This is a genomic window from Undibacterium sp. FT79W (assembly GCF_014284215.1).
GTDB lineage: Bacteria > Pseudomonadota > Gammaproteobacteria > Burkholderiales > Burkholderiaceae_D > Undibacterium > Undibacterium aquatile.
The window spans coordinates 104,752-117,489 of record NZ_JACOGB010000003.1 but is presented as its reverse complement, the minus strand read 5'-3'; the positions used below and the strand labels follow the sequence as shown (position 1 = coordinate 117,489).

Below are 12,738 nucleotides of genomic sequence, written 5' to 3'. Positions count from 1 at the left end.
TCGTGACTAATCAGGTAGTATTAAATTGCACTAGAGATTCAAGGAAAGGTGGTACCGCAATGAAATTTGTAATGCGCTTGTTGGGTAGTTTGCTGTTTTGTCTCCCATCGCACGCCCAAGTAAGTCAGGGGCATGAGCTTGCACCGGATGCACTCGAAAGATGTTTCCAATTGCAGAACGCTACCGCTGTTAATGCGCCTATTGGAACGATCGCACGGACACGTTCACTAAACCTAAGTGCGCAGAAGCCACGCGACGACATTTACGAAGTGCGGATGATTTCTAGTCTTTCGAATGGACAATTGATATTTTTAGGCGGGCCACACGTTACATCGCCGGATCGCAGTCTTTTCAACTTAATCGAAAGCACCTTCGATAAAGAAAAGCCCAGCGAGTCATACATAGAGGTAAATGACGTGTCCTACTTGCGCAAGTTGCCGGAAGAAAAGGAGTCCGTCATAGCAACTCGCGGCGAGCCGAGCTACCTCGGATTTATAGCGAGGGAGCGCAGGGTTACCGTACTTCCTTTGGAACCTCGCGATATTGATCTTTATGTAAATCTACGCAAGTACTTTTCCGCGGATCAGATCATACTCACATTGGTTCTACGCGAGGCTCAGCTCGTAAGAGATCGACACAGGGCCTCAGGCGAGAGACTCGAGGATGCGACGTTCGAAAAGCTTAGGATGTGGAATCAAATCGCCAGGGAATTGGACGATGTTGTCTCAATTAAAAACATTTTCGACCTAACTGTCGCAGTTAGAAAGATTTGGCCTGACTTCGATTGGCGTCAAACGCCCGCGACTTGGTTTAATCCCTTGCTATCATCGGAAGACACTGGCGGTCGATTTACGAACGAAATCATAAGACGTGAGAAGACATTCAGAGATTTTCACTATGCGCAACTACTTTTGTCAAAAGTATCTGAAGGGAGTGCAGTGATAGCACTTGCTGGCCGCAACCATGCTTATTCAATCGCTTCGGGATATAAATGTCTACTTAATTCTGACAAGTAGTTGTGTTTTCAAGGGTTAGGCTGTTGATTTGCATTTAAAACTGACCCAGCTTTGCATTGAATTTTGACCCACCCTTTTCGTTACTATTTTACGTCTGGGATGTGGATAACTTGGATGTTTTTCTCTCCTTTTTTGTTTGCTGGGCACTCTCTTTAAAACGGTAGCTGTCGTTGCCGGTTTCCACGATATCGCAATGATGCGTGATTCGAGCTATAGGGCTGCGCGGAGTTTCAGTCCAGAGTAAGGTGACGAATCACGTGCGAACAGCAAGCGCATACCTGGGACGACGTTACCGAATCAATTGAAGTCGATCTTTCTCTCGTTCGCATGGTGCACTACGTGAGGATCCGCATTTATGACTTCGATGTTATCCAGATTCAGGGCCTGATCCGGATCGTCAGCTTTCCTTATCTTTTGATGAGCCAGGGCATTCGGTTCGAGCGGTTCGCCAGTCCGTTCGCAAGCCGTGATGTTGCCTTATCCGGCACGAAATTTCAGCCACATCGTATTTTTTTAAGATCGCATCATTGAATGGTTGAATATATGACGATCATAATATATTATGATCGTCATATATTTGCTGGCGACCCGGATTTTTGAACATCTGATTAGGAGGTTCCAACATGGCTGATTTTTATGGCAACACACATATCGGCCCCATTCTAACGAGCCAGGCCTCTGGGCTAGTTGGATATTCCTGTAATAAGCGTCTGGAAATCTATCAGGTGCCTCACATGAGAGCCACAATAAATGTCAGAGAAAATTTAACCAGGAGAGTCATCTCATGCACTATGTAATGAAGTTAAAAAAAGCGCTTTTACACGCGTCCATCGTTGTTGGAACATTGGTGACACCATTTGCTGTGATGGCAGACAACCCTGCACCAGTTATCGATGCCTCCAATGCCTCATTCGCCTGGGCTAAGACTCCGACGCAAACGATATCTGCTGCCGGAATCAAGTTTGCCTATCGTGAGTTAGGAAAGCAACATGGTGGTACACCAGTGGTGCTACTCAACCATCTAGCTGCCGTACTCGATAACTGGGACCCGCGCGTTGTGGATGGCATCGCGGCAAAACATCACGTTATCGTATTTAACAACCGTGGTATCGGCGCGTCCAGCGGTGCGACGCCTGAGACGATTGAGGAAATGGCTGACGATACAGTCGCTTTCATCAAAGCTATGGGCTTTGAGCAGGTTGACCTGTTCGGCTTTTCAATGGGGGGAATGGTCTCTCAGGAAATCGTACTAAAGCATCCACAGCTAGTCCGCAAGCTGATCCTTGCAGGAACCGGGCCGGCTGGCGGTGAAGGGATCAGTTCAGTAGCGGGTGTTGCTAACTTGGATATCTTGCGTGGATTGATCACGTTCCAGGACCCAAAGCAGTTCTTATTCTTCACCCGCACCCCCGATGGCATCGCGGCAGGGAAGGCATTCCTTGCACGATTGAAAGAGCGCTCGCAAGACCGCGATAAGGACATCGCCGTCTCCGCATATCTGGCACAACTTGCGGCATTGAAAGCATGGGGTAACAAACTTCCGGCAGACTTGTCGGTAATCACACAGCCGGTTCTTGTGGTGAATGGGGATCAGGATCGTATGGTACCGACTTCCAACTCACGCGACCTCGCACAACGACTACCGAATAGCACCCTCGTCATTTATCCAGATGCGGGGCACGGGGGCATATTTCAGTATCACGCCGAATTTGTGCCATCCGTCCTGGACTTCCTGGCACGCTAAATCACTAACCGGCACAGCGCCCGATCTAACGCAATGACGATCTCAAGGCGAACGCCACTCAACAGACGATAAATGATGACTGATACCCATAACACCGCGCCCACACGTTACGTAAACATTGCTAACACGCAGTTTGCGTACCGGCGCTGGGGAAATACAGACTCCGATCTGCCGCCCATCCTGATGCTTCAGCATTTTCGGGGTGGCATGGATCATTGGGATCCCTTGCTTACGGATGGTCTTGCCGAAGGGCGTGAGGTCATTCTATTTAACGGCCGGGGTGTCGCTTCTTCAGGCGGTAAGCCGCGCACACGTATCGAAGACATGGCGGATGACGCGGCAGAATTTGTACAGGCGTTGAATCTGTCGCAGATTGACCTGCTTGGTTTTTCACTGGGAGGTTTTCAAGCACTGGATCTATGTTGGCGTCATCCACATCTTGTGCGCAAGCTCATGCTGCTTGGCACTGGACCGCGTGGTGGAGATCCAGAGATGGAGGCGCAGGTACTGACTACCGCCGTACACGAAGTGCCCACACTGGAAGACTTCCAGTATCTGTTCTTTGGACGCTCACCGCGCGCGCTTCAGGCCTCGCGTGAATTCTGGCAGCGTCGCCACCTGCGCGCTGATCAGGATCCTCCGTCGTCGCTTGAGGCTGCCAACGCACAGATCGAAGCCAATATGCACTATTTGCCGCGACTGTCCGAGGAGGACCCGTTTGCTTATCTGCGTACTATCAATCAGCCTACGTTCATACTCAATGGTGTGCATGACGTGATGATTCCGACAGTGAATTCATTTTATATGGCCCGCAACATACCTGATGCGCAGCTTTTTATTTATCCAGAGGCAGGGCACGGAGCCCAGTTCCAGTACCCAGAACGCTTTCTGTATCACGCAGTGCACTTCCTTGCGGAGTGACGGTAACACTATTCAATCTCTTCAATTGACGTATCAAATATCTAAAGGCCGCCATGCTGAAATTCAAATTATTGTTATGGTTTTTCAACCAATTGCTAAGACGACAGATCAATAATAATCCTCTTTGTGGACGCTACGTTCAGGGAAAAGTGCTGGTGTTCCAGATCTGCACCGCTTCAGGCGTTGGTCGCTATTATGAGATCCGATCCGGAACCATCCGTTCCTTTTCTGGACTTGCTCCGCACCCACAATTCACTTTCACATTCTCAGATGCGGTGAAAGGCTTCGAGATCCTTTCGGCCAAGGATAGTCAAGCGGCTTTCATCCGAGGAGTGGGCAGCAAGGATCTTGTCGTTAGCGGAGATTTTCGCGAGGTTATGTGGTTTCAGGGGCTAAGTGCCTTTTTGCAGCCGCCTAAGGTTTTCTCACCCTATGATCGCACCGTCTTTTGAGCAGCATATGCTTGCTGCCTCATAACTTGCCAGGTCATAGAACCACGCAGACTGCGAAAATGCGCACGCTCAACGGTACGCTAATGAGTGGCGAGGACTTGCGGCAGTTTCTGTACCTTAAATGCCTCGACAACAAAATCGATAAAAGCGCGCGTCTTCGCTGGCAACAGTTTCTGACTAGTGAAATACAGCGAGATCGCACCCACATCGCCGTACCAATTTGGCAGTAACCGCACCAGCGAACCATTTTCCAGATGTGAAGTGGCGTGTGACACGGGTATTAAGCCGATGCCCAGGCCCAGCACCACGGCGCGGCAGAGTGCATCCGGATCGTTGACAAGCATGACCGCTTGCTGCTTTGCCGTGACTTCGAGGCCTGATTTATTACGCATAACCTGCGTGCGCACGCGGCCAGTCAATGGCGAGCGCAACACAACACTGGGGAATTCAGCAAGTCCGGTTGGATCTTTGGGATGACGCTTACCCCGTAATAGGGCTGGCGAAGCCACCGCAATCAAATGGATTTGTGCCAGTTCACGCGCTACCATACCCGGTGGCAGATCAAAGCCAGCGCCTATCGCTGCATCAAAGCCGCCCGCGATCAGATCCAGCGGACGGCTATCAAAAACCCAATCAGGAATTACGCCGGGATAACGTTCGAGAAATGCAGGCATCAGAGGCAACAGAAAATCCATACCAAATCCAGGTGCAGCACTTAGTTTCAAGACACCGGCCGGTTCCCCTGCATTCATCTTAATATCAGCGATGGCTTCCTGAATGCTGTCGAGACCACTCTGTACCGATAGTCGAAAACGTTCGCCCGCTTCAGTCAATGTCAGACCGCGCGTGCTGCGTGCGAAGAGTCGAACGCCAAGATTGCGCTCAAGAAACGCAACGTTCCGGCTCACTGCTGCCGGTGTCAAACCGAGACGACGTGCCGCAGCAGAAAAGCTACCGCTCTCGGCACTGCGTACGAAGGATTCCAGATTGGCGAGAGTCTCCATGGCTTTATTTTAAAGTAATAATTGAAACTGATTATAGTTGAATGCTACTAACAATATAAATAGCAAGACCCTAAAATTCAACTCAGCAAACAGTTTATTCACTTGATTTAAAGGAAATAGTATGACTATCGGTATCATTGGCTGGGGCGCGCTCGGCTCCAACTTCGCCCGCATTCTCGCCAACACAGGAATCTCGGCCACCATTTCTAATAGCCGTGGACCTGCTTCGCTGGCAGAGCTGGTCAAAGAGTTGGGGCCATCTATCAAGGCAGGTACAGTGGAAGAGGCAGCAAGCGCAGACATAGTGCTGGTCGCGGTTCGCTGGGTTGATGCAGAAAAAGTACTGGGTAGCCTGCCAGCGTGGAATGATCGCATTGTGATCGACGGTACTAACCCCGTAGAGTTCTTCGACCCCGCAACCTCGCCAGATGCGAACGATCCGAGCAATCCCCTCGCGGCTTACGGGATCAAGGCGGTCGATCTCGGCGGAAAGCACTCGAGTCAGATCATCCAGCAATTCGTTCCTGGCGCACGCGTCGTCAAAGCGTTCAACCACAACGACGTCAATGTGCTGAAAGAACCAAAAACAGCAGGTGGCAAACGCGTATTGTTTTACTCGGGTGACGACGCTGCCGCAAAAGCTGAGGTGCGTGACATCATGGAAATAGCCGGATTCTTCCCGATCGACCTCGGCCCGCTCGATGTTGGTGGGCCACTTGCCTCGCTGCCATTTGGCCCGCTGTCAACGCACAATTTCGTCAGCATCTGATTGAAACAGGGGCTCCCCCGGCAGAAAATGCCGGCAACTGCTGGGAGAGCGAAGTACGTTTCGCGAGATAATTGTTGCTGCAAGTAGCTCGGAAAAACGTGCAGCGATCTATCTCGTCTTTAGTGAGGATGATTTGTACTGATCGTTTTCTATGGTGAGTGCAAGTGTTGCTGCAGATCGAACTCAGAATTATCTCTGCTCTAATTCCACAACCACTTTACCTTTTGATCGTCCCTGTTCAAGATACGCCAAGGCTTGTTTCGCTTGAAAAAAAGGAAATACTTTGTCTACTACCGGACGTATCGTGCCGGCTTCAATGAGCTTACTGATTTTACCGAGCTGCTCGCCGTCCGGACGAACAAACAGGAAGGAGTAGTTGCTATCTTGCCGTTTAGCAAGGCGGATAATTTTACGGCTTAGCAAGCCGAAGATCAACGTCATCAGGAAATTCATTCCGCGCGCCTTGGCGAATGGAACATCTGGTGGACCGATCAGCGAAACAACGTTGCTCCCTGGCTTCAGGATACGTAGTGCTTTTTCGATGCCATCTCCCCGGACGGTTCCCAGCACCACATCATAACCGCTCAGCACGTTCTCAAATTCCTGCTTCTTGTAGTCGATCACATCGTCGGCTCCCAAACTACGAACTAAATCGACGTTTGCGGTACTGGTCGTTGTACCAACGTGTGCGCCGAGGTATTTGGCTAACTGGATAGCAAACGTTCCGATACCACCAGAGCCTGCTGGTATGAATACCTTTTGCCCGGGAGTGACTTTGATACGCTCATTGAGAGCTTGCCAGCAAGTTAATGCCACCATGGGTATAGAGGCTGCCTGAACAAAGTTCAGGTTAGCAGGTTTGAGCGCAGCCACGTGTTCCGGTACGGCGGCGAATTCGGCAAGCGAGCCATTGCCAAGGTCGAACAGGCTGGCGAAAACAGCATCACCTGCTTTAAACCGCGTGACCTGACTTCCTACTTCGACGACAGTACCAGCCAGATCACTGCCCAGGGTTGCGGGCAAATCAAATTTCAGCATGGGCTTGAACGCGCCCTTGGGGATCATGTAATCGATTGGATTCAGGCCGACTGCATGAATGCGAACTAGTATTTCGTTGGGTTTGATCAAGGGATTTGGTACATCGGCAAACTCAATTTGGTCAGCTTTGCCATACCGCTTCAGGACAAGTGCTTTCATTTTTTACTTTCTTTATATTTGAATGATGATCGCCCATCTTCTTTCGCTGATAGTTGGTCAGATGCTGAACGCAGGCGCTGAAACTGACTTAATTTATCGCATACTGTTGTATAGACAGCTTAGCGATATTTTTCCTGACCGACCAGAAAAAGCCAGCGTGTACGAAACCTCTGCTGCTACCGCTATGGAGGTCACTCCGAAAGCAACATAAAGCGCAATGGGGTGACGGCTGCCATAACCAGCTTCCGGTATATGTTGAACTACTAATTTGACGGTAAAAAATTAGTAGCGAGCAAAAATCAAGAGCACACAGAAGCTGAATTTCGATGGACTATCCTTTCAGTGGGTAGTCAGTATAGCCTCGTGGTCCTGGCGTATAGAAAGTGCTGGGATCAGGTTTATTCAATTCTTGATCCTGCTGTAAACGTGCAACCAGGTCGGGATTTGCTAAAAATGGTCGCCCCATTGCAATGAGATCAGCTTGTCCACTAGTAAGAGCCTGCTCAGCGCTCATTTTGTCAAATCCACCGGCAAGGATGAAAGGACCGTTGAATGCGGCACGCAGAGCCGTTTTTAACTCGGAAGGAACTGCTGGTGCCCCCATTGCTGCATGATCCAGAACGTGAATGTACATCAGTCCAAGCCCGGACAACTCTTTGACCAGTGGAATGTACTGATCGTCGATGCCATCATAGATGCCAGTTGAATTGACTACACCGTATGGTGATAAGCGTACGCCAACCCGGTTCGCACCGATTTCTTTTATTGTGGCACGAGTGACTTCAAGTAAAAAGCGGTTGCGTCGTTCGGCCGACCCGCCGTAGGCGTCGTCACGACGATTAACGTTTGCGTTAAGGAACTGTTCAATAAGGTAGCCATTAGCAGCATGAAGTTCAACGCCATCAAACCCTGCTTTCATTGCTAACACTGCGGCAGCAGCATATTCGGCGACGGCCGCGTCGATGTCCGCTGTATTCATCGCGCGCGGAAGTGTGTAGGGAAGATTGCCCATGGAGTCTGTCCAGATTTCACCTGGACAGACTTCTGCATAAGAGCTCAGTACTTCAGCACCTTCTGGCAGATTTTCTTGATGGCTTACGCGTCCAGTATGCATTAACTGCACAACGATTTTGCCGCCTTTAGCATGGACAGCATCGGTGACCAATTTCCAGCCTTTAACATGGTCTTCCTCAAATAACGCTGGGATGCGCGCATAGCCCAAACCGTTAGGCGACGGCGATGTACCTTCAGTGATAATCAGCCCGGCGGTCGCACGCTGAGCGTAATACTCTGCCATTAAACTGTTGGCGGTATTGTTTTCTGTAGCACGGCTGCGGGTAAGAGGTGCCATAACTGTCCGGTTGCTGAGATCAACGTCGCGGAGCTTGAAAGTTTCAAATAACATTTTTGTGCCTTTATTAAAAATCTTATTGATAAAATTATTGCGAAATTAAACGTGGAGCGACCTGGCTGGTTTGCGCAGCCGCGAAGACGGCTACTCTTGCTTCCTCCAAACGTGAAATCATTCCCTCATCAGCCACCGATGGATAAGTGACAACCTCGCCGTTGTCCAATGCTTGTAACGCTGCGTCCACCATATTTTCTGTCTGCATAACAGCAGCGGGGTCAAGTGCTGACAATGGCACACCCGAGTTATCCCATACTTCGGTAGCAGTCGCTGCTGGGAGCACCACTTGTATCTTGACATCTGTTTCAGAGAGTTCTTGCTGCAATACTTGACTAAAGGACAGTACGAATGCTTTGGTTCCGCTATAAACCGCACCCATAGGCAAGGTGCTGAATGCCATCACCGAGGCTATATTGATAATGGTTCCTGAATTTCGTTGTTTCATTCCGGGGAGGATGGCTTGGGTGAGCCGGGTTAACGCTGTGATGTTCAGGGCAATTTGTGAGAGCGAATCACTTAACGGACCATGTGCAAGCGGAGCCAGTCTGGCGATACCTGCGTTATTAACGAGCAGGTCGAACGATTTTTCTTTGAGCAATTGCTCAGTAGTGGACAAGCCGTCTTCGGTACTTAAATCAGCGCACAAGATGTCAACTTGCACACTATATTTTGATTTAATTGCGGCTGCGACGGACTGAAGCCGATCTTCGCGACGTGCAACCAGGACCAAGTTGTAGCCGCGCTGAGCAAGCCGGTCTGCGTACACTGCACCGATGCCTGACGACGCTCCTGTTACAACAGCAGTTTTTTGTGATGAATTAGTCATTTGAAATCCTTCTTTGAAAGTGCCGCGCCATCGGCACGAGCTATTAGTAAATAATATATGACGATCATCATATATTTTGTTAAAAAAAACTGCCGGTAATTCAATCGGCAGTAGTTGCGAATTGTTTCATTGTTGCAGCACAGAGTGCCGCGGACAACTTTGGATCATCCACAGCACGTGCGAGCATGGTTGTTCCGATCAAAGCAGACAGCAGAGCCATTGCACGTTCGTGCGCATCTGGTTGTCCCCAATCCGGCATCTGTCTGGCAAACAAATCAATCATCTCCTTAATATGCATAGTCGCTACGTGCCTTACTTCTGGCGCTTGCCGAGGCATTTCAGAAGCCAAGGCCGAAACAGGGCAGCCTGTCTCGATACCCGCTATATGCTCAGGCGCCAGGTATGCTTGCATCATCGCCTGTACCGCCAAACCAGGTGGGGCACTCGCAGCAATGCGCGCTGCGAGTGCCACTGAATCGCTACCCGCTTTGCCAGCTGCTTCAGCCAATAAAGCATCCCGGGATTCAAAGTGTGCATAAAATCCGCCGTGCGTAAGGCCAGCTTCTTTCATAATATCTGCCACGCCAGTGCCGCTGTAGCCACTACGACGAATCGCGCGAGACGCTACATCTACGATGCGGCCATGAGTGAGTTCTTTACGACCAGGTGTCAGGGATTGATTTGTTTTTTTCTGCATGATTACCATCATATATTAATTTTAAAATCCGTGCTTGAGACAAAGTATTTTTTTTCGACAGTTTGGAAAGAACAGTGCTGAAAGATCAACCTGCAGTGAAGAAAGTACTTTGAAGCCAAATGTCTTATTCCCGATAATGGGTATTTCCCCATTACTGAGCAAAGCAAAAAGTAGAGGATAAGTCGGTTGGGCGAATTCCTGCTTCGGAGTGGCACTCCAGAGCGCGCGCCTCTCGGCTTGTTTCAAAATACTGATGATCTGGCTGTCGCTAAAGCGTGACGTCTTCGCGTAAAACTTCCTCAAAATCTCATGTAAGAAAATTCTACTTTTAACGTTGTCTTTTGGGGGGAGGATTGCCTTGCGTGAACTTAAACAATAAGCGCCTTTTCGGTGACAAATAGCACAATTAATTGTGGTCAGAAAAAGTTATTTTCTTAACTTCAACGATTCCAGCATTACGTACAACACTTCGTTGGAACTCCCGGTCTGTTCACAAACCATCTCGAACAATCTGCTCTCAAATGCTTGGGGCATCTCGATTAACTTATCGCGCGAGATAGGAAGATATTTTGCCGAGAGAGAATAGGGCATTTCTTATGTAATTTTTGCATTTGGATCATCCATATTGCTCTCTCGATTTCGTATTTTCACACTGATTAAAACTCTTCCCAATCAGTGCCGGAGTCGTTGGTCGACGCGGATGTTTTCAATGCAGGGCGAGCGGCAATGGCGACTGGCTTGGCAGATGCTTTTGCTACCGGTTTCGGTGCGGGTGCTGTCGTTTGTGTTGTCCTTGAAACTGAGCGTTTAGACGCGCCACCCATTTCTCTGAGCTTGAAAAAAGAAACCAGTTCTGTCAGTTTTTCAGCCTGATCCTGCAACGCAGAAGCAGCTGCAGCGGCCTCTTCGACCAGCGCTGCATTTTGTTGCGTGGTCTCATCCATATGAACAACCGCCTGGTTAATCTGCTCTATGCCCGCACTCTGTTCACTGCTGGCACTACTGATCTCACTCACCACATCACTGACTTTATGGATTCCCGTTACAATTTCGGACATCGTATTACCCGCCTTATCTACCAGGCGGCTACCGGCATCGACTTTTTCTACCGAGTTATCAATCAGCGCTTTAATTTCCTTCGCAGCCGAAGCGGAACGCTGCGCCAGATTCCGCACCTCTGACGCCACCACCGCAAAGCCTCGTCCCTGTTCGCCGGCACGTGCAGCTTCGACAGCCGCATTCAACGCAAGAATATTCGTCTGAAAAGCAATTCCATCGATCACACTGATAATGTCCACGATCTTTCTCGCGGACTCATTGATTTCACCCATGGTATGCACCACCTGGCCGACCACATTACCACCTTCCACTGCCAGTGTTGTTGCGGTGCTTGCAAGGACATTCGCCTGACGTGCATTGTCTGAGTTCTGTTTCACGGTCGAGGTCAGCTCTTCCATTGACGACGCGGTTTCTTCCAGCGCACCAGCTTGCTGTTCAGTACGTGACGACAAATCCATATTACCGGAAGCTATTTCTCCAGAAGCAGTCGCAATCGAATCAGTGCTATGGCGAATCTCTGTGCAAATATGCTCAAGACTGGAGGACATGTTTTTCAGGGAAATCATCAATTTTGCGACTTCATCCGTGCCTTTGACTTCGATCACCTGAGTCAAATCACCGGCCGCCACACGTTCTGCGATATCAATTGCCGAATTGAGAGAAGACGAAATGTTACGCGCTAAACGGATCCCCATCAGTCCAATCGCTGCCAGTGCGATTGCACCAATGGCGAGTGACATCCAGATAGCGGAATTTTGCACTTTTTTGGCTTCTTCAGCGCTGTTTATACCTATCTGTACATTGTAATCAATATGATCATCGACTAGCTTTGCTACCTTGTTTGCATCGGTCTGCTGAGAAAACAGATAAGCCCGGGCTTCTTCAGCACCGGCACCGTTACCGATCTCGATCGCCTTATTCCGGATCTGCCGGTATACCTCAAAAGCTTTTCTGTCATCTGACAACATCGAGCGATCTTTATCGTTACTAATGTCATCTTTCTCGTATTTATCAAAGGCTTTGAGTACTCCGGACTCTGCTTCGTCAATTTTCTTTTGTAGTTCAGCTTTTTTTGCAGGATCGGATGCAGCCAGCCACTGCCAGCTCAAGATACGATTCTGCGCAGTTCCAGACTTAATCAGATTCAGATCGATCAAACTAGGAACAACATTGACGTTCACATAATTCGTCGTTTCAAACACTTTATTGATCTGAGAAATCCCAATGCCAATCAGCGTTACGATACCAATCAAAACTGCAGCCATTAATATATAGAGACGTTTGGCGATGGTCATTTTTACTCCGGCTAGTAATCTTCGTAGGGAAATCTGACTATGCGCTAGCTACTTAGTAAAGGTAACTGTGCTCCTTATAATCGTGCATACGGTATGAGTCAGAACGACAAATAAAAACAGCAGCTATTGCAGAAAAATATAACTACTAGCCTTCACTTTAGTTAGAAATTGCTCTGAGGAAAAGGAGTGCGAAGCTCATTTAACTATATTTAATTCTCTGTCGCGTTTTTGCTTAAATCAGGCAACGATTAAGTTGATTAAATATGCTCAAACCTTCGGATATCTGTGCTCTGCGCGAACTCGGCGCTAATGATGAATATGTTAAGCCTGAGGCCTCAACATACGTTTGT

11 protein-coding genes and 1 pseudogene are annotated in these 12,738 nt (G+C 49.1%); 5 read left to right on the top strand and 7 right to left on the bottom strand.

Annotation, left to right across the window (positions count from 1 at the left end; genetic code table 11):
• Window positions 1-59: 59 nt before the first annotated feature.
• Complete coding sequence (locus H8K38_RS05945; RefSeq protein ID WP_186883889.1) at window positions 60-1,016, top strand: hypothetical protein; 957 nt, start codon at window positions 60-62, stop codon at window positions 1,014-1,016.
• Window positions 1,017-1,104: 88 nt separating this feature from the next.
• On the opposite strand, the pseudogene H8K38_RS18395 reads toward H8K38_RS05945, so the two are convergent.
• Window positions 1,105-1,224 (bottom strand): annotated as a pseudogene (locus H8K38_RS18395) (ATP-binding protein); the annotation flags it as partial.
• 657 nt (window positions 1,225-1,881) lie between these two features.
• Here H8K38_RS18395 and H8K38_RS05940 point away from each other — a divergent pair.
• From H8K38_RS05940 to H8K38_RS05930, 3 genes are all read left to right on the top strand, one after another.
• Entirely contained in the window at window positions 1,882-2,760 is an 879-nt protein-coding gene (locus tag H8K38_RS05940) for an alpha/beta fold hydrolase (protein ID WP_370587071.1), read from the top strand.
• 72 nt (window positions 2,761-2,832) lie between these two features.
• The gene (locus H8K38_RS05935; RefSeq protein WP_186883888.1) at window positions 2,833-3,681 is read left to right on the top strand and encodes an alpha/beta fold hydrolase; all 849 of its coding nucleotides are present in this window, start codon (window positions 2,833-2,835) and stop codon (window positions 3,679-3,681) included.
• 53 nt (window positions 3,682-3,734) lie between these two features.
• On the top strand, window positions 3,735-4,133 hold the full coding sequence (locus H8K38_RS05930) for a helicase (RefSeq protein WP_186883887.1): 399 nt from the start codon (window positions 3,735-3,737) through the stop codon (window positions 4,131-4,133).
• An 80-nt stretch (window positions 4,134-4,213) separates the two neighbouring features.
• On the opposite strand, the gene H8K38_RS05925 is transcribed toward H8K38_RS05930, so the two are convergent.
• The gene (locus tag H8K38_RS05925; RefSeq protein ID WP_186883886.1) at window positions 4,214-5,137 is read right to left on the bottom strand and encodes a LysR family transcriptional regulator; all 924 of its coding nucleotides are present in this window, start codon (window positions 5,135-5,137) and stop codon (window positions 4,214-4,216) included.
• A 121-nt stretch (window positions 5,138-5,258) separates the two neighbouring features.
• Between H8K38_RS05925 and H8K38_RS05920 the strand changes: the two genes are divergently transcribed.
• Complete coding sequence (locus H8K38_RS05920) at window positions 5,259-5,906, top strand: NADPH-dependent F420 reductase (RefSeq protein WP_186883885.1); 648 nt, start codon at window positions 5,259-5,261, stop codon at window positions 5,904-5,906.
• A 189-nt stretch (window positions 5,907-6,095) separates the two neighbouring features.
• Here the strand turns inward: H8K38_RS05920 and H8K38_RS05915 are convergent, their stop codons facing one another.
• From H8K38_RS05915 to H8K38_RS05895, 5 genes are all read right to left on the bottom strand, one after another.
• Window positions 6,096-7,103 (bottom strand): NADP-dependent oxidoreductase, encoded by a 1,008-nt coding sequence (locus H8K38_RS05915; protein ID WP_186883884.1) that lies wholly within the window; start codon window positions 7,101-7,103, stop codon window positions 6,096-6,098.
• A gap of 331 nt (window positions 7,104-7,434) precedes the next feature.
• Window positions 7,435-8,508 (bottom strand): alkene reductase, encoded by a 1,074-nt coding sequence (locus H8K38_RS05910; RefSeq protein WP_186883883.1) that lies wholly within the window; start codon window positions 8,506-8,508, stop codon window positions 7,435-7,437.
• Between the two features lie 34 nt (window positions 8,509-8,542).
• Window positions 8,543-9,337 (bottom strand): SDR family oxidoreductase, encoded by a 795-nt coding sequence (locus tag H8K38_RS05905; RefSeq protein ID WP_186883882.1) that lies wholly within the window; start codon window positions 9,335-9,337, stop codon window positions 8,543-8,545.
• A gap of 100 nt (window positions 9,338-9,437) precedes the next feature.
• Window positions 9,438-10,046 carry a TetR/AcrR family transcriptional regulator gene (locus H8K38_RS05900; protein WP_186883881.1) on the bottom strand — a complete coding sequence of 203 codons (609 nt, stop codon included), beginning with the start codon at window positions 10,044-10,046 and terminating at the stop codon, window positions 9,438-9,440.
• Between the two features lie 644 nt (window positions 10,047-10,690).
• Window positions 10,691-12,388 carry a methyl-accepting chemotaxis protein gene (locus tag H8K38_RS05895; protein WP_186883880.1) on the bottom strand — a complete coding sequence of 566 codons (1,698 nt, stop codon included), beginning with the start codon at window positions 12,386-12,388 and terminating at the stop codon, window positions 10,691-10,693.
• Window positions 12,389-12,738: the final 350 nt, after the last annotated feature.

Excerpts from the sequence above, each read along its gene's own strand:
- H8K38_RS05945 (WP_186883889.1), top strand. The coding sequence starts at position 60 with ATGAAATTTGTAATGCGCTTGTTGGGTAGTTTGCTGTTTTGTCTCCCA.
- H8K38_RS05940 (WP_370587071.1), top strand. The coding sequence starts at position 1,882 with ATGGCAGACAACCCTGCACCAGTTATCGATGCCTCCAATGCCTCATTC.
- H8K38_RS05935 (WP_186883888.1), top strand. The coding sequence starts at position 2,833 with ATGATGACTGATACCCATAACACCGCGCCCACACGTTACGTAAACATT.
- H8K38_RS05930 (WP_186883887.1), top strand. The coding sequence starts at position 3,735 with ATGCTGAAATTCAAATTATTGTTATGGTTTTTCAACCAATTGCTAAGA.
- H8K38_RS05925 (WP_186883886.1), bottom strand. The coding sequence starts at position 5,137 with ATGGAGACTCTCGCCAATCTGGAATCCTTCGTACGCAGTGCCGAGAGC.
- H8K38_RS05920 (WP_186883885.1), top strand. The coding sequence starts at position 5,259 with ATGACTATCGGTATCATTGGCTGGGGCGCGCTCGGCTCCAACTTCGCC.
- H8K38_RS05915 (WP_186883884.1), bottom strand. The coding sequence starts at position 7,103 with ATGAAAGCACTTGTCCTGAAGCGGTATGGCAAAGCTGACCAAATTGAG.
- H8K38_RS05910 (WP_186883883.1), bottom strand. The coding sequence starts at position 8,508 with ATGTTATTTGAAACTTTCAAGCTCCGCGACGTTGATCTCAGCAACCGG.
- H8K38_RS05905 (WP_186883882.1), bottom strand. The coding sequence starts at position 9,337 with ATGACTAATTCATCACAAAAAACTGCTGTTGTAACAGGAGCGTCGTCA.
- H8K38_RS05900 (WP_186883881.1), bottom strand. The coding sequence starts at position 10,046 with ATGATGGTAATCATGCAGAAAAAAACAAATCAATCCCTGACACCTGGT.
- H8K38_RS05895 (WP_186883880.1), bottom strand. The coding sequence starts at position 12,388 with ATGACCATCGCCAAACGTCTCTATATATTAATGGCTGCAGTTTTGATT.